Here is a 17,890-nt window from a genome sequence, read left to right as displayed (position 1 = left end):
GAAGATGGGCATTCGTAAGTACAAGCCGACGACGCCGGGCCGTCGCGGCTCCAGCGTCAGCGACTTCGCTGAAATCACACGCTCGGAGCCCGAGAAGTCCCTGGTGCGTCCGCTGCACTCCAAGGGCGGGCGGAACGGCCACGGCCGGATCACCACCCGCCACCAGGGCGGCGGACACAAGCGCGCCTACCGGATCATCGACTTCCGGCGGCACGACAAGGACGGTGTGCCGGCCAAGGTCGCGCACATCGAGTACGACCCCAACCGCACCGCCCGTATTGCGCTGCTGCACTACGTGGACGGCGAGAAGCGCTACATCCTGGCGCCCGCCGGCCTCAAGCAGGGCGACCGGGTGGAGAACGGCCCCGGGGCCGACATCAAGCCGGGCAACTGCCTCCCGCTGCGCAACATCCCCACGGGTACGTTCGTGCACGCGGTCGAGCTGAAGCCGGGCGGCGGCGCCAAGCTGGGCCGCTCCGCCGGGACGCAGATCCAGCTGCTGGCCAAGGAGGGCGCGTACGCGACGCTGCGCATGCCCTCCGGCGAGATGCGGATGGTCGAGGTCACCTGCCGCGCCACGGTCGGACAGGTCGGCAACGCCGAGCAGTCCAACATCAACTGGGGCAAGGCCGGCCGCTCGCGGTGGAAGGGCAAGCGCCCCACCGTCCGCGGTGTGGTCATGAACCCGGTCGACCACCCGCACGGCGGTGGTGAGGGGAAGACCTCCGGCGGACGCCACCCGGTCAACCCCGCGGGTAAGAAGGAAGGCCGTACCCGCAGCAAGAACAAGGCCAGCGACAAGTACATCGTGCGGCGTCGGCGCAGCGGCAAGAAGAAGCGGTAAGGAGCACGTCTGATGCCACGTAGCCTGAAGAAGGGCCCCTTCGTGGACCACCACCTCATCAAGAAGGTGGAGGACCAGAACGAGAAGGGCACCAAGAACGTCATCAAGACGTGGTCGCGCCGCTCGATGGTCGTCCCCGAGATGATCGGGCACACCATCGCCGTCCACGACGGCCGCAAGCACGTCCCGGTCTTCGTCTCTGAAGCCATGGTCGGCCACAAGCTGGGCGAGTTCGCTCCCACGCGCACTTTCCGCAGCCACGTCAAGGAAGACCGCCGTAGCCGCCGTTAGCGGTTGCACATCCGTAGAAGCACGATCCCCACGGTGCGTGGGGTGGAGATTTCCGTGAGCGAGGGAAAAGCGATGGGAACGAGGGCACAGGCGCGGTTCGTCCGCGTCACGCCCCGCAAGGCCCGCCGGGTGGTGGACCTGATTCGCGGGTTGCCCGCTGACGAGGCTCAGGCGGTCCTCCGGTTTGCGCCGCAGTCGGCGTCCGAGCAGGTGGGGAAGGTGCTCGCGAGCGCCATCGCCAACGCAGAGCACAACGACAAGCTCGACCGCGAGACGCTGGTCGTCGGCGGAGCGTGGGTGGACGAGGGTCCGACCCTGAAGCGGATCCGTCCGCGCGGCTTCGGCCGGGCCTTCCGCGTCACCAAGCGCACGAGCCACATCACCGTGGTCGTCGAGCCCAGTGAGACGAAGGAAAGGACCCGATAGTGGGGCAGAAGATCAACCCGCACGGGTTCCGGCTCGGGGTGACCACGGACTACAAGAGCCGCTGGTACGCCGACAAGCAGTACAAGGACTACGTCAAGGAAGACGTGGCCATTCGCCGCATGCTGAACCGCGGCATGGAGCGGGCCGGAATCGCGAAGGTCGAGATCGAGCGCACCCGTGAGCGCGTCCGTGTGGACATCCACACCGCGCGCCCGGGCATCGTGATCGGCCGCCGGGGCTCGGAGGCCGACCGCATCCGCGGCGACCTGGAGAAGCTCACCAAGAAGCAGGTCCAGCTGAACATCCTCGAGGTGAAGAACCCCGAGACCGATGCGCAGCTGGTCGCCCAGGGCGTTGCCGAGCAGCTCGCCAGCCGCGTCGCGTTCCGCCGTGCCATGCGCAAGGCGATCCAGTCCGCGATGAAGAGCGGCGCCAAGGGCATCCGCATCCAGTGCGGCGGCCGCCTGGGCGGCGCCGAGATGAGCCGGTCGGAGTTCTACCGCGAGGGCCGTGTGCCGCTGCACACGCTCCGCGCCGACATCGACTACGGCTTCTTCGAGGCCCGCACCACCTTCGGCCGTATCGGCGTCAAGGTGTGGATCTACAAGGGCGACGCTCCCGCCACCCGCGCCGAGCGCGAGGCCAAGCAGGCCGCGCAGCGCGCTCCGGGCGGCGGCCAGCAGCGCCGTGAGCGTCCGCAGCGCCGCCGCCGCGGCGGCCAGGGCACCGGCCAGGGGGCTCCCGCGGCCGAGGCCAAGTCCGGTGCGCCCGCTGACGCGGCGCAGGGCGCAGAGAAGTCCGGGAACGAGGGGAGCTGACCGATGCTCATTCCCCGGAAGGTCAAGTACCGCAAGCAGCACCACCCGGACCTGCGTGGACGCGCCAAGGGTGGCACGACGGTCAACTTCGGTGAGTACGGCATCCAGGCCCTGGACGCCGCCTACGTCACCAACCGGCAGATCGAGGCCGCTCGTATCGCCATGACCCGTCACATCAAGCGCGGCGGAAAGGTGTGGATCAACATCTTCCCGGACCGCCCGCTGACCAAGAAGCCGGCCGAGACCCGCATGGGTTCCGGTAAGGGCTCCCCCGAGTGGTGGGTGGCCCCGGTCAAGCCCGGACGCGTCATGTTCGAGCTGGCCGGCGTGCCGGAGCCGGTGGCCAAGGAGGCCCTGCGTCGGGCGATGCACAAGCTCCCGATGCGGTGCAAGTTCGTGAAGCGGGAGGTCTGGGAGTAATGGCGAAGACCACGACCGCCCAGGAGCTGCGCGACCAGTCCGCCGAGGATCTGGCCGGCAAGCTCAAGGAGGCGAAGGAAGAGCTGTTCAACCTGCGCTTCCAGGCTGCCACCGGGCAGCTCGACAACCACGGTCGACTGCGGATCGTCAAGCGCGAGATCGCCCGGATCTACACGGTCCTGCGGGAGCACGAGCTGGGCATTGTGCCGCTGGCCGGCGAGTCGGCTGAGAAGACGAAGGAAGCAGCCGAATGAGCGAGACCAACGAGCAGGACGCTCGTAACTACCGCAAGGTGCGCGAGGGCCTCGTGGTCAGCGACAAGATGTCGAAGACCGTGGTCGTCGAGGTGGAAGACCGCGTCAAGCACGCGCTGTACGGCAAGGTCATCCGCCGCACCACCAAGTACAAGGCTCACGACGAGGCAGAGACCTGCGGCGTCGGCGACCGGGTCCGCATGATGGAGACCCGCCCGCTGTCGGCCACCAAGCGCTGGCGCGTCGTTGAGATCCTGGAGAAGGCTAAGTAGACCCCTGTGCAGGCGGCCGGTTCGTGGAGATCGGCCGCCTAAGGGGTGAGACCACCTAGCAGCGCGGACAGTGCGTCCGCGCGCATATATCAGGAGCAGACGTGATTCAGCAGGAGTCGCGACTCAAGGTCGCCGACAACACGGGGGCCAAGGAGATCTTGACCATCCGTGTCCTCGGCGGCTCGGGTCGGCGCTACGCGGGCATCGGCGACACGATCGTGGCGACGGTGAAGGACGCCCTTCCCGGCGCCGGCGTGAAGAAGGGCGATGTCGTCAAGGCCGTGATCGTGCGTACCTCCAAGGAGCGCCGCCGGCCCGACGGCTCCTACATCCGCTTCGATGAGAACGCCGCCGTCCTCATCAAGGACGGTGGGGACCCGCGGGGCACCCGCATCTTCGGCCCGGTCGGCCGTGAGCTGCGAGACAACAAGTTCATGCGCATCATCTCGCTGGCCCCGGAGGTGCTCTAGGCGATGAAGATCAAGAAGGACGACGAGGTTATCGTCATCGCCGGCAAGGACAAGGGCGCCACCGGGAAGGTCATCAAGGCCATCCCGAAGGAGCAGCGCGTCATCGTCGAGGGCGTCAACCTCATCAAGAAGCACAAGAAGGCGAACCCGGCGGGCGGCCAGCAGGGCGAGGTCGTCACCAAGGAGGCGCCGATCCACGTGAGCAACGTGGCGCTCGCCGAGGGCGGCAAGCCCGCCCGTGCGGGCCACCGCTTCGAGGACGACGGCACCAAGGTTCGGATCTCCCGCCGTACCGGTAAGGACATCTGATGACGGTCACCAACGACATCGAGGCCCCCGCGCTGCCGCGTCTCAAGCAGCAGTACCGGGAAGAGATCGTTCCGGCGCTGCGCGACGAGTTCAGCATCGGCAACATCATGCAGGTGCCCGGGCTGACCAAGATCGTGGTCAACATGGGCGTCGGCGAGGCCGCTCGGGACGCGAAGCTCATTCAGGGCGCGCTCGCCGACCTGTCCGCGATCACCGGCCAGAAGCCGAAGATCAACCGGGCCAAGAACTCCATCGCGCAGTTCAAGCTCCGCGAGGGCCAGCCGATCGGCGTCAGCGTCACGCTGCGCGGCGACCGGATGTGGGAGTTCCTCGACCGGCTGCTCTCCCTGGCGCTGCCCCGCATCCGCGACTTCCGGGGCCTGTCCCCGAAGCAGTTCGACGGCCGCGGGAACTACACGTTTGGACTGACCGAGCAGGTCATGTTCCACGAGGTCGACCCCGACAAGGTGGACCGGCAGCGTGGGATGGACATCACGGTCGTCACGACCGCGAACAGCGACGACGAGGGGCGCGCCCTGCTCAAGCGGCTCGGCTTCCCCTTCAAGGAAGCCTGAGGGGACGGAAATGGCCAAGAAGGCACTGATCGCCAAGGCGAACCGGAAGCCGAAGTTCGCGGTGCGCGGGTATACTCGTTGCTCGCGCTGCGGGCGTCCCCGCGCCGTGTTCCGGAAGTTCGGCCTCTGCCGGATCTGCTTCCGCGAGATGGCGCACAAGGGCGAGCTCCCCGGCATCGCCAAGTCGAGCTGGTAGAGACCAGCGGGTCGGCGCTGCAGCCCCCGGGCTGCGGCCGACCGGGCCGACGACGCTGCGGCCGCCCCGGTTCGGGGCGCCGCCGCTGACAGTACGGCCGACCTCGGCAGGGACTCCCCGTTCCTCCGAGGCGGTCCGTGCCGCGCGCGAGGGGCCGGCCGCCGAACGGCGGTCCGGCCCCGCGGCGCGGACGCGGTCCGCTTCGGCGGGCGGCACGGCTCGGGCTCCTGCTGCAGCACCCGCACGGGAAGCGCTGCAGCACGCGGGCCCCGGCTCCCGCCGCGCGGTGCACGTGCCGGTACGCCGGTACAGCGCAATCCGACATCACGAACAGGGCACGGTACCGGACGATCCGGAGCGGTGCCCACGACCACGCCGAAGGTCCCCAGGAACTCCGCGCCCTGCGCGGGGAGCGAGCGGAACGGGATCCGCACGTCCTCGGGGAAACCGCGGTGAGGAAGGGCCGAACGGCCATGACGATGACCGACCCGATCGCAGACATGCTTACGCGTCTGCGGAACGCGAATTCGGCATACCACGACACCGTGTCGCTGCCGTTTTCCAAGATCAAGGCGCACATCGCCGAGATCCTCCAGCAGGAGGGCTACGTCCAGGGGTGGACCACTGAGGACGCCCCCGTGGGCAAGAACCTGGTCGTGGAGCTGAAGTACGGCCCCACCCGGGAGCGCTCCATCGCCGGCGTCCGCCGAGTCTCCAAGCCGGGCCTGCGGGTCTACGCGAAGAAGGAGAACCTGCCGAGCGTCCTGGGCGGCCTCGGCGTGGCGATCATTTCGACGTCCGGTGGCCTGATGACGGACAAGCAGGCCAAGAAGAACGGCGTGGGCGGCGAAGTCCTCGCCTACGTCTGGTAGAGGGAGAGATCTCAGCATGTCGCGAATCGGTCGACTGCCGGTCTCGGTCCCCAAGGGCGTCGAAGTCACGATTGACGGGCAAGACGTCACTGTCAAGGGGCCGAAGGGCACACTGCACCACACCGTGACCGAGCCGATCACCGCCGAGGTGGCCGAGGACGGTCGCATCGTTCTGGCGCGTCCGGACGACAAGCCGGAGAACCGGTCGCTGCACGGCCTCAACCGTGCGCTCATCGCGAACCTGGTTACCGGCGTTGCCGACGGCTTCAGCAAGACGCTGGAGATCCACGGCGTCGGTTACCGCGTCCAGGCGCGGGGCTCCAACCTGGAGTTCTCCCTGGGCTACAGCCACCCCGTCGTCATCGAGGCGCCGGAGGGCATCACCTTCCGCGTCGAGAAGCCGACCGTGCTGCACGTCGAGGGCATCGACAAGCAGCTCGTCGGCCAGGTGGCCGCGAACATCCGCGGTCTGCGCAAGCCCGACCCGTACAAGAAGAAGGGCGTGCGGTACAAGGGCGAGCAGATCCGCTCCAAGGCGGGGAAGGCTGGTAAGTAGTCATGAGGAACTCGACCACGCCCCGCAAGGGCTCCGCGCGCGCGGCCTCCCGCTCGCGCCGGCACCTGCGGGTCCGCAAGAAGGTCAGCGGGACCCCGGCGCGTCCGCGCCTGGTCGTGACCCGCTCCTCCAAGCACATGTTCGCCCAGATCGTGGACGACTCGCAGGGCCACACGCTGGCCTCCGCGTCCACCCTGGACGCTTCTCTCCGCACCGCGGAGGGCACCAAGTCCGAGAAGTCGCAGCAGGTCGGCGCGCTCATCGCGCAGCGTGCCAAGGACGCCGGCGTCTCCGCCGTCGTCTTCGACCGCGGCGGCAACCGGTACCACGGCCGCGTCGCCGCCCTCGCCGAGGGTGCGCGCTCCGGCGGGCTGGAGTTCTAAGGTGAACCACTCCGGCCGCAGCAACAACTCCGACGGGAAGAGGAACCACTGATGGCTGCAGCTCCGCGGCGCGGCGCCGGTGGCGAGCGGCGTGACCGCCGTGACGATCGCCGCGGCGGCGCCGCAGACAAGGGTGTCTCCTACATCGAGAAGGTCGTGACCATCAACCGGGTCGCCAAGGTCGTCAAGGGCGGCCGGCGGTTCAGCTTCACCGCGCTGGTCGTCGTCGGCGACGGCAACGGCATGGTGGGCGTGGGTTACGGCAAGGCCAAGGAAGTTCCGGCCGCGATCGCCAAGGGTGTCGAGGAGGCGAAGAAGAACTTCTTCCGCGTCCCGCGCATCCAGGGCACCATCACGCACCGCGTGCAGGGCGAAGACGCCGCCGGCGTCGTCCTCCTGCGTCCGGCCGCCCCGGGTACCGGTGTTATCGCCGGCGGTCCGGTGCGCGCCGTCCTCGAGTGCGCTGGTATCCACGACGTGCTCAGCAAGTCGCTCGGATCGTCCAATCCGCTCAACATCGTGCACGCCACCGTGGCGGCGCTGAAGGACCTGAACCGGCCTGAGGAGATCGCGGCCCGCCGCGGCCTCCCGGTCGAGGACGTCGCTCCGGCCCCCATGCTCAAGGCGCGCGCGGAAGCGAAGGCGGGGGCCTGACCATGGCGAAGCTCAAGATCACGCAGGTCCGCTCGAAGATCGGCGGCACTGCCAAGCAGCATGAGAACCTGCGCTCGCTGGGTCTGGGCAAGATCGGCCGCTCTGCTGTCCGCGAGGACAACAAGGCGGTCCGCGGCCAGATCACGATCGTGGCGCACCTCGTGAACGTCGAGGAGGTCGACGCATGAGCGAGAACAACGGGCCGATCAAGCTCCACGACCTGCGTCCCGCTCCGGGCTCCAACAAGTCGAAGATCCGCAAGGGTCGCGGCGAGGCGTCCAAGGGCAAGACCGCCGGTCGCGGCACCAAGGGCACGAAGGCCCGCTCCACGGTGCCGGTCGGCTTCGAGGGCGGCCAGATGCCGCTGATCCGCCGGGTGCCGAAGCTCAAGGGCTTCAGCAACGCGCGGTTCCGCAAGGAGTACCAGGTCGTGAACCTGGACCGCCTGGCGGAGCTGTTCCCGGAGGGTGGCGAGGTCACCGTCGAGGCGCTCGTCGCCAAGGGCGCGGTCCGCAAGAACCAGCCGGTCAAGGTGCTCGGCGACGGTGAGATCTCCGTGAAGGTGCAGGTGACGGTAGACAAGTTCTCCGGCGCCGCCAAGGAGAAGATCACCGCGGCCGGCGGCACCGCCACCGAGCTGTAGGGCAGCACCTGCGTCGCCGGGATTACCCGCGATACGCACATCGCCTGCGCGATGACGGGGCGCTCGTCGGTTTCACCCACTAGGTTGGGTACCGACGGGCGCCCCTCCGCGCTCCGCGGCCACCGCCCGCCCCGGCCCTGGCCGCCTCCTCGATCCCGCCCGATCGGTGATTGGCTGTTACAGTGCCTTACTGCCTGACCGTGCCCGAAAGCTCCAGGGTGCATGACACCAGGGTTCCGGGGCCGCTCCCGGTGCCGACGACCTACGACGATTCAGGATCGGCCGCGATGTCTCGAATCGGTTCCGCCGCCGAAGCCTCGCAGGAGGAGACGTGCTAGGTGCGTTCGTCCGTGCGTTCCGCACGCCCGACCTGCGTAACAAGCTGCTGTTCACGCTGTTCATCCTGACGATCTTCCGGCTGGGTTCGGTGATCCCCGCGCCGGGGATCAACTCGGCGGCGATCAGAGACCAGCTCGAGGCCGTGCAGGCCGCGGACCAGTCCGGGATCTACTCGCTGATCAACCTGTTCAGCGGCGGTGCGCTGCTCCAGCTGGCGGTGTTCGCCCTGGGCATCATGCCGTACATCACCGCGAGCATCATCATCAACCTGCTGACGGTGGTGATCCCGCGGCTGGAGGCCCTCAAGAAGGAGGGCCAGTCCGGGCAGGCCAGGATCACGCAGTACACGCGGTACCTGACGATCGCGCTCGCCGTCCTGCAGGCGACGAGCTTCATCGCCATGGCGCGCAGCGGACAGCTGTTCCAGCAGCAGATCCCGGTCAACACCTACATGCCGAACCAGGACCTGATCACCCTGATCACGATGGTCTTCACCATGACCGCGGGCACCGCGGTGATCATGTGGTTCGGCGAGCTCATCACCGAGCGCGGCGTCGGCAACGGCATGTCCCTGCTCATCTTCACCCAGGTCGTCTCCGCCTTCCCGGCGTCGATCGGCACCCTGTGGCAGGAGCAGGACACCTGGGTCTTCGCGATCATCTGCGTCGCGGGCGTCGTCCTGATCACCGGCGTCGTCTTCATCGAGCAGGCCCAGCGCCGCATCCCGGTGCACTACGCCAAGCGCATGGTCGGCCGGCGGATGTACGGCGGCAGCTCCACCTACATCCCGCTCAAGGTGAACCAGGCCGGCATCATCCCGGTCATCTTCGCGTCGTCGCTGCTCTACCTGCCGCAGCTGGCCGTCGGCCTGTTCGGGCAGGGCGCCAGCAACCCGTTTGTGAACTTTCTCAACGAGTACTTCGTGAGCGGCACGCATCCGGTCTACATGGCCACTTTCTTCGTGCTGATCGTCGGGTTCGCGTTCTTCTACGTGGCCATCACGTTCAACCCCGCCGAAGTCGCCGACAACATGAAGAAGTACGGTGGGTTCATCCCGGGTATCCGGCCCGGACGTCCGACCGCCGAGTACCTGGACTTCGTCCTGACCCGGCTGACGACGCCCGGCTCGCTGTACCTGGGGTTCATTGCCCTGCTGCCGATGGTGGCTCTGGGCGCGTCCGGCGCGTCCCAGAACTTCCCGTTCGGCGGTACGAGCATCCTCATCATGGTCGGTGTCGGGCTGGACACGGTGAAACAGATCGAGTCTCACCTCCAGCAGCGGAACTACGAAGGTTTTCTGCGATAGTGCGTGCCGTACTTGTGGGTCCCCCGGGTGCCGGAAAAGGCACCCAGGCCCAGATCCTGGCGACGGAGTTGTCCATCCCGAAGGTGTCCACCGGTGACATCTTCCGGGCCAATGTGAGCGGCGGTACCGAGCTCGGCCAGCGCGCCAAGAGCTACATGGACCGCGGCGACCTCGTTCCCGACGAGGTCACCAACGAGATGGTGCGCGACCGCCTCGCCGAGGAGGACGCCCGCGACGGCTTCCTGCTCGACGGGTTCCCGCGCAACGTCGCCCAGGCGGAGACCCTGGACGGCATGCTGGGCGGGCTCGGCGCCAAGCTCGACGCCGTCCTCGAACTCAAGGCCGACGAGGAAGAGGTCGTCAAGCGCCTCTCCGGTCGCCGCTCCTGCCGTTCGTGCGGGCGCGTCTACCACGTCGACTACGACCCGCCCGGCGGCGAGGGCGTCTGCGACGCGTGCGGCGGCGAGCTGTACCAGCGCGACGACGACCGGGAAGAGGTCATCCGGCACCGGCTGCAGGTCTACCGCGAGCAGACCGAGCCGCTGGTGGAGTTCTACTCCGCCCAGGGCATCCTCGTCACGATCGACGCCACCGGCGCCGTGCAGGACGTCACCGGCCGGGCCCTGGACGCCCTCCGGGCCGGCTCCTGATGTTCCGCCGCTCCGCCTCGAACATCCAGCTGAAGACGGCAGAGCAGATCGCCCTCATGCGCCGGGCCGGCCTCGTGGTCGGCCGGGCGCTGGAGGCGGTCCGCGACGCGGTGCAGCCCGGGGTGAGCACCCTGGACCTGGACGCCGTCGCTGAACGCACGATCCGCGACGCCGGCGCCGTCCCCTCGTTCAAGGGGTACGGCGCCGGCGGCGGAGTGCCCGCCTTCCCCGGTTCGATCTGCGCCTCGGTCAACGAGCAGGTCGTGCACGGGATCCCGCGCGCCGACACGGTGCTCGCCGAGGGCGACGTCATCTCCGTCGACTGCGGCGCCATCCTGGACGGCTGGCACGGCGACTCCGCGATCACCGTCGCGGTGGGCGAGCCGTCGGACGGCGACCGGGCCATGATGGACGCCTGCCGCGCGGCGATGTGGGCCGGCATCGCCCAGCTCCGCCCGGACAAGCGGCTCGGCGACATCGGCAACGCGATCGACACCGCGCTGCGCGCCGGCGGCTACGGCAACGTGCAGGAGTACGGCGGCCACGGCATCGGCACGGAGATGCACATGGAGCCGCACGTCCTCAACCACGGGCGGCCCGGCAAGGGGCTGCGCCTGTCCGAGGGCATGGTCCTGGCCATCGAGCCGATGGCCAACCGCGGCACCCAGCGCGTCTCGGTGCTGGCCGACGACTGGACGGTGGTCACCGACGACGGTGCCCGCTCCGCCCACTTCGAGCACACCGTCGCGGTGACCGCGGAGGGGCCGCGGGTGCTCACCGCCCGCGCCGACGACCGCCCCGAGATCGAGCGCCTCGGCCTCGTCGACCCGGACGGCTGAGCCGGGCGCTGCCGCCGAGGCGGCGAAGCGCAGGCACCGGCACTCTCCAGGCCGGGCCCCCACCGCGGGGCCCGGCCTCCGCCGTATCCGCACGGACGCAGTGCCGCCGGCCGCTGCAGGGCACCGGGGGCGCGCCGCACCGCAGACGCGCCCGTCCGGGGCCGGAAGGCGCCGCCTCGCTGCTGCCGGGCGGCGCCGGAGCCGCGGATAGGATTGCAGCGGGCCCCGGGCGGGGCCGCGGACCGAGACGAGCGGCAGGGGTGGTGGCGGTGGCCGGCGAGCCGGACGGGCCTGTGGGCGCCGGCGGCGTGCGGGTCGGCGATGCTGACCGCGACCGCGCCGCGAAGCTCCTGCAGAACCACTTCGCGCAGGGCCGGCTGGACGGCGACGAGTTCGGCCAGCGCCTCGAGTCGGTCTATACCGCCCGCACCGCCGGCGACCTCCAGGCGCTGACCGCCGATCTCCCGGAGCGCGACCTGGCCGACCTGGCGCCGCCGCGGCCGGTCCCGGCCCGCGCCCCGTCCGCCGGAGCGCGGCCGCAGGGCCGCAGCGTGCTGAAGGACCCGGCGCTGGTGATCCCGTGGTCGCTGTGGGCCGGAGTCAACGCGCTCTGCTTCGTGATCTGGCTGATCCTCTTCCTGACCGGCGACGGCACCGGCTACCCCTGGTTCCTCTGGGTCGCGGTGCCGTGGGGCTTCGTCATGGTGTTCATCACCGTCGCCCTGGTCGCGGTGCAGCGCGGCGGCGACGAACCGCCGGCCGAGTAGCGCGGCCGCCGGCCGCCGGCGGGCTGTGCCGCGGCCGGTCGCCAGCGCGGCAGTCGGGACCGGGCAGAGCTCCCCGGAGCGCCCCGCGGGGCGGCTGCGGTGCGCACGGCAGAGGCACCCGGCCGGACAGGATAGACTGGTGACGCCCACACTCGGGTCGTTGGGTCAGGCTGCCATCGGTCGCATCCTCTGGAATCAATGCGTATGCTGTCGCAGTTGACCTGATTGTCAATGTTCGATTCGGCGGTGTGTTCGGGCGGTCGGCTTCCGGCGGCCCGCAGACGCATGCTCTCCCCGTCTTCCGGCGGGGTGCGATTCCTGAAGCGTGGAGGATATGGCTAAGAAAGACGGCGCCATCGAGATCGAGGGCTCCGTTATCGAGTCCCTACCCAACGCGATGTTCCGAGTGGAGCTCGAAAACGGGCACAAGGTTCTTGCCCACATCAGCGGCAAGATGCGGATGCACTACATCCGTATCCTCCCCGACGACCGCGTTGTCGTGGAGCTGAGCCCGTACGACCTCACGCGCGGGCGCATCGTTTACCGCTACAAGTAGCAGCCCGCGGCTCCAGCGGAGCCCGGGCACGAGTCCGGAGCCACCATGAAGGTCAAGCCGAGCGTCAAGAAGATCTGCGCGAAGTGCCGGGTGATCCGCCGTCACGGCCGGATCATGGTCATCTGCTCGGACCCGCGCCACAAGCAGCGCCAGGGCTGACACGCCCTCGGCGCCGCACGGCGTCCCGGCGGCATACGCCGCAGCAGCATCGCGAGACCGCACCGCCCCAGTGCCCCCGCGGGGCACCTTCCGGTCCCCGAGGGGAACGCCGGGGCCGCGCATCTCGCCGTACCGCATCTCCATTGAGAGAACCTGTTCCGGTTCCCGTGTTCCATCCCGCAGCGCAGTGCGAAGCAGGGCTTCGCCGGCCGCGGTGCGGACGCGGGGACAACCCCCGGTCGGAGGCCGGGGCCTCGTCGGCTGGGCGACGAGAGGGCAATGGAACGGGTCAGACCTCCGCACAGTGAAGGAGACCGCCCGATGGCACGCCTTTCCGGCGTCGACCTCCCGCGCGAGAAGCGCGTGGAGATCGCTCTCACCTACGTCTACGGGATCGGCCGCACCCGCGCCGCCGAGACCCTCTCCAACGCCGGGGTCAGCCCCGACACGCGCGTGCACGCGCTGACCGAGGAGGAACTCGGCCGCCTGCGCGACTGGATCGACGCCAACTACCAGGTCGAGGGCGACCTGCGGCGCGAGGTCCAGGGCGACATCCGCCGCAAGATGGAGATCGGGTCCTACCAGGGCATCCGGCACCGCCGCGGCCTGCCGGTGCACGGCCAGCGGACGCAGACCAACGCCCGCACCCGCAAGGGCAAGAAGAAGACCGTGGCCGGCAAGAAGAAGGTCGGCAAGAAGTAGTCCGTCCGGAACCGCACGGGACCGCAACGGATCGATGATCTTGGGAGAGAACTGGTATGCCGCCTAAGGGCCGTCAGGGCGCCGCGCGCAAGGTGCGTCGCAAGGAAAAGAAGAACATCGTCCACGGGCATGCTCACATCAAGAGCACGTTCAACAACACCATCGTGAGCATCACCGACCCGACGGGTGCGGTGATCTCGTGGGCGAGCTCCGGGCAGGTCGGCTTCAAGGGGTCGCGCAAGTCCACCCCGTTCGCCGCGCAGATGGCGGCCGAGGCCGCCGCCCGCCGCGCGCAGGAGCACGGCGTCCGCAAGGTCGACGTCTTCGTGAAGGGCCCCGGCTCCGGCCGGGAGACCGCGATCCGCTCGCTGCAGGCCACCGGCCTGGAGGTGGGCTCCATTCAGGACGTCACCCCCGTTCCGCACAACGGGTGCCGTCCGCCGAAGCGCCGCCGCGTCTGACTCGGGCGCCGGTGCGCAGTTGATCGGGACCCGCAGCCGCGGGTCCCGCCAGTGGCCGTCATATAGCGGGCGGCCGTGGGAAAGGAAAACCGTCACATGCTGATCGCTCAGCGTCCGACGCTCTCCGAGGAGAGCCTGTCGGAACTCCGGTCGAAGTTCGTCATCGAGCCGCTGGAGCCGGGATTCGGCTACACCATCGGCAACTCGCTGCGGCGGACCCTGCTGTCCTCCATCCCCGGTGCGGCCGTCACCAGCATCCGCATCGAGGGCGTCGAGCACGAGTTCACCACCGTGGCCGGCGTGAAGGAAGACGTCACCGAGATCATCCTGAACCTCAAGGGCCTCGTCGTCTCCTCCGAGCACGACGAGCCGGTTCTGATGTACCTGCGCAAGCAGGGACCGGGCGTTGTGACCGCTGCGGACATCGCGCCGCCGGCGGGGGTCGAGGTGCACAACCCCGACCTGCACATCGCCACGCTGAACAGCAAGGGCAAGCTCGAGATGGAGCTCACGGTCGAGCGCGGCCGCGGCTACGTCTCGGCGGTCCAGAACAAGCAGCCGGGCCAGGAGATCGGCCGTATCCCGATCGACTCGATCTACTCGCCGGTCCTGCGGGTCACCTACAAGGTCGAGGCCACCCGTGTCGAGCAGCGCACGGACTTCGACCGGCTGATCCTGGACATCGAGACCAAGCCGTGCATCCGGCCGCGCGACGCCGTCGCGAGCGCCGGCAAGACGCTGGTCGAGCTGTTCGGGCTGGCGCGGGAGCTCAACGTCGACGCCGAGGGCATCGACATGGGCCCGTCCCCCACGGACGCCGCGCTCGCCGCCGACCTGGCGCTGCCGATCGAGGACCTGAACCTGACGGTGCGCTCCTACAACTGCCTCAAGCGCGAGGGAATCCACTCCGTGGGCGAGCTGGTCGCCCGCTCGGAGCAGGACCTGCTCGATATAAGGAACTTCGGCGCGAAGTCCATCGAGGAGGTCAAGCAGAAGCTCATCGACATGGGCCTCTCGCTGAAGGACTCCCCGCCCGGATTCGACCCGAGCAGCGCGGCCGACTCCTACGGTTCCGACGACGACGACCAGTCCTACGTCGAGACCGAGCAGTACTAAGCCTTCCGCTTCATTAGGAGAACCACACCATGCCCACGCCGACGAAGGGGGCCCGCCTGGGCTCCGGGCCGGCTCATGAGCGGCTCATGCTGGCGAACTTGGCGACGTCGCTGTTCCAGCACGGCCGGATCACGACCACGGAGGCCAAGGCCAAGCGCCTGCGCCCCTACGCCGAGAAGCTGATCACCCTTGGCAAGCGCGGCGACCTGCACGCGCGCCGCCAGGTGCTGCGCACGATCACCAACAAGGGTGTCGTGCACGAGCTGTTCACCGTGATCGGCCCGCGGTTCGAGAACCGCGAGGGCGGCTACACCCGCATCACCAAGATCGGTCCGCGCAAGGGCGACAACGCGCCCATGGCCGTGATCGAGCTGGTCGAGGCGCTGAACCGCCCCGCCGCCAAGAAGGCTGCCCCGGCTGAGGAGCCCAAGCCGGCCGAGGCTGCCGCCGAGGAGGCTCCCGCCGAGGAGACCGCCGCGGCCGCTGCCGACGACGCCGCCGAGGCTGCGTCCGACGACAAGGGCGAGGACAAGGACAAGTAGGTCCTTTTCCTGCGCCGCACGGTGCCCGGTCCCCGCCCGTCGGGGACCGGGCACACGTGTTTGTGCGGCGGGTGCGGGTGTCCGCCTGCCCCGCGCGAACCTCAACACCGATGACGTCGGGTGCTGGAAGGCATCCGTGCAGGGGAGTGGGAATGGACGTCGGCGAAGCGCCGGGTACGGAGGCGGCAGACACCGTGCGCATCCGGTTCGACATCGCCTACGACGGCAGCGGCTTCTCCGGGTGGGCGGTCCAACCCGGGCTGCGCACCGTGCAGGGCGTGCTGCAGGAGGCGGCCGCACGGGTTCTGCGGGTGCCGGAGGTGGCGCTGACCGTGGCGGGCCGGACCGACTCCGGTGTGCACGCCCGCGGGCAGGTCGCCCACGCCGACGTCGACCGGGGGAAGTGGGAGTCGGAAGGCGGGCGCGTGCTGCGCCGGCTGTCCGGAGTCCTGCCCCCCGATGTGCGGGTGCGGGCGGCCGCTCCCGCGCCGGACGGTTTCGACGCTCGCTTCTCGCCGCTGTACCGCCGGTACGTGTACCGGGTGGACGACAGCCCGACCGGGGTCGACCCGCTGCGCCGCGCCGACGTGCTCTGGCACCGGCGTCCGCTCGACCCGGACCGGATGAACCGCGCGGCCGACCTGCTGACCGGTGAGCACGACTTCGCCGCCTTCTGCAAGAAGCGGGAGGGCGCCACGACAATCCGCGAGCTGCAGCGGCTCAGCTGGGAGCGCGGCGCCGACGGCGTGCTCGCCGCCACCGTTCGGGCGGACGCGTTCTGCCACAACATGGTGCGCGCCCTGATCGGCGCGATGCTCGCGGTCGGCGACGGCCGCCGCCCCGCGGAGTGGCCCGGCGCCGTCCTGGAGGCCGGTGTCCGCGACTCGTCCGTACACGTCGTCGCGGCGCACGGCCTCACCCTCGAAGAGATCGCCTACCCGCCCGACGCCGACCTCGCCCTCCGCGCCCGCCTGACGCGCCGCGTGCGCACGCTCTGACGCCGAGGGCCGGCCGCGGCTGCTTTTCCGGCCGCGACCGCTGGTCGGGGCCGGCCCGCGAGCGCGGGATCCGGGGGCGGGGCGGTCTGCCCGGTCCCTGGGGTCGGCTCGCGGGCGTGCGTGAAGCCGCCTCGCCGCGGCGCTCCAGCTCCGCGCAGTACCGAAACGGCGCGTGCCGGCATCCCGCGGGGATGCCGGCACGCGCCGTCGGCGGTGGCGAGGGTCAGCCGCCCTCTTCAGCGACGAGGGAGGCCAGGACGGTGTCGACGAACCCGTCGCCGGCCTTCTCCAGCGCCGCGTCGTCTTCGGCCGGCGGGGCGCCATCGGCGTTGGCGGCGAGCGAGAACACCAGGTAGGGCCCCCACTGGCCGCCGCCTGCGCGGCCGGCCGCGGCCTCCATGTTCTCGGCACCGCTGCCGTCGGAGCCCTTGAGGCCCGCGAACCAGTCGCCCTGGTTGAGGTCCTGTGCCTCGATCGCGGCGCCCGCCTCGTCGGCGGAGCCCATCGCCGCGATGCCGGCGGTGACGGCGAGGCCGCCCTCGGGGTCGGTGTAGGTCGCCCGGATCACCTGCTCGCAGCCGTTGTCGGCGAGCACCGAGCCGTAGTCGTTGCGGCCCACCGTGGAGCAGTCGTCGGTCGCGTCGACCAGCGCCAGCTCGTACTCCGTGCCGTTGACGTCGAGCGTCTCCGGGAAGAGCGTTCCGGACTCCAGGGTGGACGGGGATCCCGGCGGGTCCGCCGCAGCGGCGGTCTCCGCGTCGGTGCCGCCGGCACCGCGCGCGAGGAAGAACGCGCCGGTGGCGCCGGCCACGAGCACGACCGCGAATCCGCCGACGATCAGCGCGGTCCGCCCGCCGCTGGCGCTGCGTCGGCGGCCGTGCCGGTGCGGCGGCTCGTCGTCGAAGTCCGACATCGCCGACAGGTCGATCTCGGCGGTGTGCGACGGCGCGCCGCTGCTCGCCGAGCTGTCCCGGTACAGGCTGCCGAAGGCGTCGTCGACGGCCCCCAGGTTCTGGGTGGAGTTCTCACCGGCATCGCCGCCGACCGCGGCGATGTTCTGCGTGGCGCCGTCCTCGGGGGCGTCCCGGACGACCGCGATGTTCTGGGTCTTGGCGTCGGAGTCCTCAGGGAACTCGGGCAGCTCCTCCGCCGGAACGGCGTCGGACTTGGCGCGCTCCTGGCGGCCGAGGATGCGGCCCATCAGCGGCGTCTTCGGCTTCGCCTCGGCCTCGGCGGGCCCGCCCGGCGCCGGGCCGAACGGGGGTGCCGGCGGCTGCCCGGGCATGCCCGGCTGCGGAGCGCCGTGCGGCGGCAGCGGAGGGCCGGGCGGCCGGCCGGGACCCGGCATCCCCGGGGGCCGCGCCCCCGGAGGGAAAGGTCCCGGCGGGGCGCCGGGGGGTCCGGGCGGACGGGCGCCGGGGGGCGCCGCGTTCGGCGGGACGGGACCGGGCGGCCGCCCCGGCGCTCCCGGC

29 protein-coding genes are annotated in these 17,890 nt (G+C 70.1%); 28 read left to right on the top strand and 1 reads right to left on the bottom strand.

Features of this window, described 5'->3' with window-relative positions:
* Positions 1-4: 4 nt before the first annotated feature.
* The 28 genes from rplB (at position 5) to truA (ending at position 16,418) form a co-directional block, all read left to right on the top strand.
* Positions 5-844, top strand: coding sequence for a 50S ribosomal protein L2 (gene rplB / locus ACYVGT_RS23980; protein ID WP_460862585.1), 840 nt, complete (start codon positions 5-7; stop codon positions 842-844).
* 12 nt (positions 845-856) lie between these two features.
* Entirely contained in the window at positions 857-1,135 is a 279-nt protein-coding gene (gene rpsS, locus ACYVGT_RS23975; RefSeq protein WP_460862583.1) for a 30S ribosomal protein S19, read from the top strand.
* A 72-nt stretch (positions 1,136-1,207) separates the two neighbouring features.
* On the top strand, positions 1,208-1,561 hold the full coding sequence (rplV, locus tag ACYVGT_RS23970; protein ID WP_460862580.1) for a 50S ribosomal protein L22: 354 nt from the start codon (positions 1,208-1,210) through the stop codon (positions 1,559-1,561).
* Positions 1,561-2,379, top strand: a complete 819-nt coding sequence (gene rpsC, locus ACYVGT_RS23965) for a 30S ribosomal protein S3 (protein WP_460862578.1) — start codon at positions 1,561-1,563, stop codon at positions 2,377-2,379. Before rplV ends, rpsC begins: the two co-directional genes overlap by 1 nt.
* A 3-nt stretch (positions 2,380-2,382) precedes the next feature.
* Positions 2,383-2,799, top strand: coding sequence for a 50S ribosomal protein L16 (rplP, locus tag ACYVGT_RS23960; protein ID WP_017593357.1), 417 nt, complete (start codon positions 2,383-2,385; stop codon positions 2,797-2,799).
* Positions 2,799-3,053, top strand: a complete 255-nt coding sequence (gene rpmC / locus ACYVGT_RS23955; RefSeq protein ID WP_460862575.1) for a 50S ribosomal protein L29 — start codon at positions 2,799-2,801, stop codon at positions 3,051-3,053. Before rplP ends, rpmC begins: the two co-directional genes overlap by 1 nt.
* Positions 3,050-3,325: a 30S ribosomal protein S17 gene (gene rpsQ, locus ACYVGT_RS23950; protein ID WP_460862574.1), complete on the top strand. Its 276-nt coding sequence runs from the start codon at positions 3,050-3,052 to the stop codon at positions 3,323-3,325. The genes rpmC and rpsQ overlap by 4 nt, the downstream gene beginning before the upstream one ends.
* Before the next feature lie 101 nt (positions 3,326-3,426).
* Complete coding sequence (gene rplN / locus ACYVGT_RS23945) at positions 3,427-3,795, top strand: 50S ribosomal protein L14 (protein ID WP_460862572.1); 369 nt, start codon at positions 3,427-3,429, stop codon at positions 3,793-3,795.
* 3 nt (positions 3,796-3,798) lie between these two features.
* Positions 3,799-4,104 carry a 50S ribosomal protein L24 gene (gene rplX, locus ACYVGT_RS23940; RefSeq protein WP_460862571.1) on the top strand — a complete coding sequence of 102 codons (306 nt, stop codon included), beginning with the start codon at positions 3,799-3,801 and terminating at the stop codon, positions 4,102-4,104.
* Positions 4,104-4,679 carry a 50S ribosomal protein L5 gene (rplE, locus tag ACYVGT_RS23935; RefSeq protein ID WP_460862569.1) on the top strand — a complete coding sequence of 192 codons (576 nt, stop codon included), beginning with the start codon at positions 4,104-4,106 and terminating at the stop codon, positions 4,677-4,679. The genes rplX and rplE overlap by 1 nt, the downstream gene beginning before the upstream one ends.
* A 10-nt stretch (positions 4,680-4,689) precedes the next feature.
* Positions 4,690-4,875: a type Z 30S ribosomal protein S14 gene (locus ACYVGT_RS23930; RefSeq protein ID WP_026120329.1), complete on the top strand. Its 186-nt coding sequence runs from the start codon at positions 4,690-4,692 to the stop codon at positions 4,873-4,875.
* 473 nt (positions 4,876-5,348) lie between these two features.
* Positions 5,349-5,747, top strand: a complete 399-nt coding sequence (gene rpsH / locus ACYVGT_RS23925) for a 30S ribosomal protein S8 (RefSeq protein WP_460862566.1) — start codon at positions 5,349-5,351, stop codon at positions 5,745-5,747.
* A gap of 16 nt (positions 5,748-5,763) precedes the next feature.
* Positions 5,764-6,303, top strand: coding sequence for a 50S ribosomal protein L6 (rplF, locus tag ACYVGT_RS23920; protein ID WP_460862565.1), 540 nt, complete (start codon positions 5,764-5,766; stop codon positions 6,301-6,303).
* 2 nt (positions 6,304-6,305) lie between these two features.
* Positions 6,306-6,686, top strand: a complete 381-nt coding sequence (gene rplR, locus ACYVGT_RS23915; protein WP_460862562.1) for a 50S ribosomal protein L18 — start codon at positions 6,306-6,308, stop codon at positions 6,684-6,686.
* 51 nt (positions 6,687-6,737) lie between these two features.
* Entirely contained in the window at positions 6,738-7,340 is a 603-nt protein-coding gene (rpsE, locus tag ACYVGT_RS23910) for a 30S ribosomal protein S5 (RefSeq protein WP_460862559.1), read from the top strand.
* Positions 7,341-7,342: 2 nt separating this feature from the next.
* Positions 7,343-7,528 (top strand): 50S ribosomal protein L30, encoded by a 186-nt coding sequence (rpmD, locus tag ACYVGT_RS23905; protein ID WP_460862555.1) that lies wholly within the window; start codon positions 7,343-7,345, stop codon positions 7,526-7,528.
* Positions 7,525-7,983, top strand: a complete 459-nt coding sequence (rplO, locus tag ACYVGT_RS23900) for a 50S ribosomal protein L15 (RefSeq protein ID WP_460862552.1) — start codon at positions 7,525-7,527, stop codon at positions 7,981-7,983. Before rpmD ends, rplO begins: the two co-directional genes overlap by 4 nt.
* 331 nt (positions 7,984-8,314) lie before the next feature.
* Positions 8,315-9,628, top strand: coding sequence for a preprotein translocase subunit SecY (gene secY / locus ACYVGT_RS23895; RefSeq protein ID WP_460862550.1), 1,314 nt, complete (start codon positions 8,315-8,317; stop codon positions 9,626-9,628).
* The gene (locus ACYVGT_RS23890) at positions 9,628-10,278 is read left to right on the top strand and encodes an adenylate kinase (RefSeq protein WP_460862547.1); all 651 of its coding nucleotides are present in this window, start codon (positions 9,628-9,630) and stop codon (positions 10,276-10,278) included. The genes secY and ACYVGT_RS23890 overlap by 1 nt, the downstream gene beginning before the upstream one ends.
* Entirely contained in the window at positions 10,278-11,117 is an 840-nt protein-coding gene (map, locus tag ACYVGT_RS23885) for a type I methionyl aminopeptidase (RefSeq protein ID WP_460862545.1), read from the top strand. Before ACYVGT_RS23890 ends, map begins: the two co-directional genes overlap by 1 nt.
* Positions 11,118-11,386: 269 nt before the next feature.
* The gene (locus tag ACYVGT_RS23880; protein ID WP_460862543.1) at positions 11,387-11,884 is read left to right on the top strand and encodes a DUF1707 domain-containing protein; all 498 of its coding nucleotides are present in this window, start codon (positions 11,387-11,389) and stop codon (positions 11,882-11,884) included.
* A gap of 334 nt (positions 11,885-12,218) precedes the next feature.
* Positions 12,219-12,440 (top strand): translation initiation factor IF-1, encoded by a 222-nt coding sequence (infA, locus tag ACYVGT_RS23875; protein ID WP_460862541.1) that lies wholly within the window; start codon positions 12,219-12,221, stop codon positions 12,438-12,440.
* A gap of 45 nt (positions 12,441-12,485) precedes the next feature.
* Positions 12,486-12,599: a 50S ribosomal protein L36 gene (rpmJ, locus tag ACYVGT_RS23870; protein ID WP_017537997.1), complete on the top strand. Its 114-nt coding sequence runs from the start codon at positions 12,486-12,488 to the stop codon at positions 12,597-12,599.
* A 321-nt stretch (positions 12,600-12,920) separates the two neighbouring features.
* Positions 12,921-13,301 carry a 30S ribosomal protein S13 gene (gene rpsM, locus ACYVGT_RS23865; RefSeq protein WP_460862538.1) on the top strand — a complete coding sequence of 127 codons (381 nt, stop codon included), beginning with the start codon at positions 12,921-12,923 and terminating at the stop codon, positions 13,299-13,301.
* Between the two features lie 56 nt (positions 13,302-13,357).
* Positions 13,358-13,762, top strand: coding sequence for a 30S ribosomal protein S11 (gene rpsK / locus ACYVGT_RS23860; RefSeq protein WP_179645417.1), 405 nt, complete (start codon positions 13,358-13,360; stop codon positions 13,760-13,762).
* 96 nt (positions 13,763-13,858) lie between these two features.
* Positions 13,859-14,878, top strand: a complete 1,020-nt coding sequence (locus ACYVGT_RS23855) for a DNA-directed RNA polymerase subunit alpha (protein ID WP_460862533.1) — start codon at positions 13,859-13,861, stop codon at positions 14,876-14,878.
* Positions 14,879-14,907: 29 nt separating this feature from the next.
* Positions 14,908-15,420, top strand: a complete 513-nt coding sequence (gene rplQ / locus ACYVGT_RS23850; RefSeq protein WP_460862530.1) for a 50S ribosomal protein L17 — start codon at positions 14,908-14,910, stop codon at positions 15,418-15,420.
* A 152-nt stretch (positions 15,421-15,572) separates the two neighbouring features.
* On the top strand, positions 15,573-16,418 hold the full coding sequence (gene truA / locus ACYVGT_RS23845) for a tRNA pseudouridine(38-40) synthase TruA (protein WP_460862527.1): 846 nt from the start codon (positions 15,573-15,575) through the stop codon (positions 16,416-16,418).
* A gap of 223 nt (positions 16,419-16,641) precedes the next feature.
* Here truA and ACYVGT_RS23840 read toward each other — a convergent pair whose 3' ends face one another.
* Positions 16,642-17,703, bottom strand: coding sequence for a hypothetical protein (locus ACYVGT_RS23840; RefSeq protein ID WP_460862524.1), 1,062 nt, complete (start codon positions 17,701-17,703; stop codon positions 16,642-16,644).
* Positions 17,704-17,890: the final 187 nt, after the last annotated feature.

This window comes from Nocardiopsis coralliicola (assembly GCF_054779695.1).
This window is presented reverse-complemented; position numbering and strand designations above follow the sequence as displayed.

What these genes read in the sequence shown, in the direction of transcription:
- rplB (WP_460862585.1), top strand. Translation starts at nt 5, where the DNA reads ATGGGCATTCGTAAGTACAAGCCGACGACGCCGGGCCGTCGCGGCTCC.
- rpsS (WP_460862583.1), top strand. Translation starts at nt 857, where the DNA reads ATGCCACGTAGCCTGAAGAAGGGCCCCTTCGTGGACCACCACCTCATC.
- rplV (WP_460862580.1), top strand. Translation starts at nt 1,208, where the DNA reads ATGGGAACGAGGGCACAGGCGCGGTTCGTCCGCGTCACGCCCCGCAAG.
- rplP (WP_017593357.1), top strand. Translation starts at nt 2,383, where the DNA reads ATGCTCATTCCCCGGAAGGTCAAGTACCGCAAGCAGCACCACCCGGAC.
- rpmC (WP_460862575.1), top strand. Translation starts at nt 2,799, where the DNA reads ATGGCGAAGACCACGACCGCCCAGGAGCTGCGCGACCAGTCCGCCGAG.
- rpsQ (WP_460862574.1), top strand. Translation starts at nt 3,050, where the DNA reads ATGAGCGAGACCAACGAGCAGGACGCTCGTAACTACCGCAAGGTGCGC.
- rplX (WP_460862571.1), top strand. Translation starts at nt 3,799, where the DNA reads ATGAAGATCAAGAAGGACGACGAGGTTATCGTCATCGCCGGCAAGGAC.
- rplE (WP_460862569.1), top strand. Translation starts at nt 4,104, where the DNA reads ATGACGGTCACCAACGACATCGAGGCCCCCGCGCTGCCGCGTCTCAAG.
- ACYVGT_RS23930 (WP_026120329.1), top strand. Translation starts at nt 4,690, where the DNA reads ATGGCCAAGAAGGCACTGATCGCCAAGGCGAACCGGAAGCCGAAGTTC.
- rpsH (WP_460862566.1), top strand. Translation starts at nt 5,349, where the DNA reads ATGACGATGACCGACCCGATCGCAGACATGCTTACGCGTCTGCGGAAC.
- rplF (WP_460862565.1), top strand. Translation starts at nt 5,764, where the DNA reads ATGTCGCGAATCGGTCGACTGCCGGTCTCGGTCCCCAAGGGCGTCGAA.
- rplR (WP_460862562.1), top strand. Translation starts at nt 6,306, where the DNA reads ATGAGGAACTCGACCACGCCCCGCAAGGGCTCCGCGCGCGCGGCCTCC.
- rpsE (WP_460862559.1), top strand. Translation starts at nt 6,738, where the DNA reads ATGGCTGCAGCTCCGCGGCGCGGCGCCGGTGGCGAGCGGCGTGACCGC.
- rpmD (WP_460862555.1), top strand. Translation starts at nt 7,343, where the DNA reads ATGGCGAAGCTCAAGATCACGCAGGTCCGCTCGAAGATCGGCGGCACT.
- rplO (WP_460862552.1), top strand. Translation starts at nt 7,525, where the DNA reads ATGAGCGAGAACAACGGGCCGATCAAGCTCCACGACCTGCGTCCCGCT.
- map (WP_460862545.1), top strand. Translation starts at nt 10,278, where the DNA reads ATGTTCCGCCGCTCCGCCTCGAACATCCAGCTGAAGACGGCAGAGCAG.
- infA (WP_460862541.1), top strand. Translation starts at nt 12,219, where the DNA reads ATGGCTAAGAAAGACGGCGCCATCGAGATCGAGGGCTCCGTTATCGAG.
- rpmJ (WP_017537997.1), top strand. Translation starts at nt 12,486, where the DNA reads ATGAAGGTCAAGCCGAGCGTCAAGAAGATCTGCGCGAAGTGCCGGGTG.
- rpsM (WP_460862538.1), top strand. Translation starts at nt 12,921, where the DNA reads ATGGCACGCCTTTCCGGCGTCGACCTCCCGCGCGAGAAGCGCGTGGAG.
- rpsK (WP_179645417.1), top strand. Translation starts at nt 13,358, where the DNA reads ATGCCGCCTAAGGGCCGTCAGGGCGCCGCGCGCAAGGTGCGTCGCAAG.
- ACYVGT_RS23855 (WP_460862533.1), top strand. Translation starts at nt 13,859, where the DNA reads ATGCTGATCGCTCAGCGTCCGACGCTCTCCGAGGAGAGCCTGTCGGAA.
- rplQ (WP_460862530.1), top strand. Translation starts at nt 14,908, where the DNA reads ATGCCCACGCCGACGAAGGGGGCCCGCCTGGGCTCCGGGCCGGCTCAT.
- truA (WP_460862527.1), top strand. Translation starts at nt 15,573, where the DNA reads ATGGACGTCGGCGAAGCGCCGGGTACGGAGGCGGCAGACACCGTGCGC.
- ACYVGT_RS23840 (WP_460862524.1), bottom strand. Translation starts at nt 17,703, where the DNA reads ATGCCCGGGCAGCCGCCGGCACCCCCGTTCGGCCCGGCGCCGGGCGGG.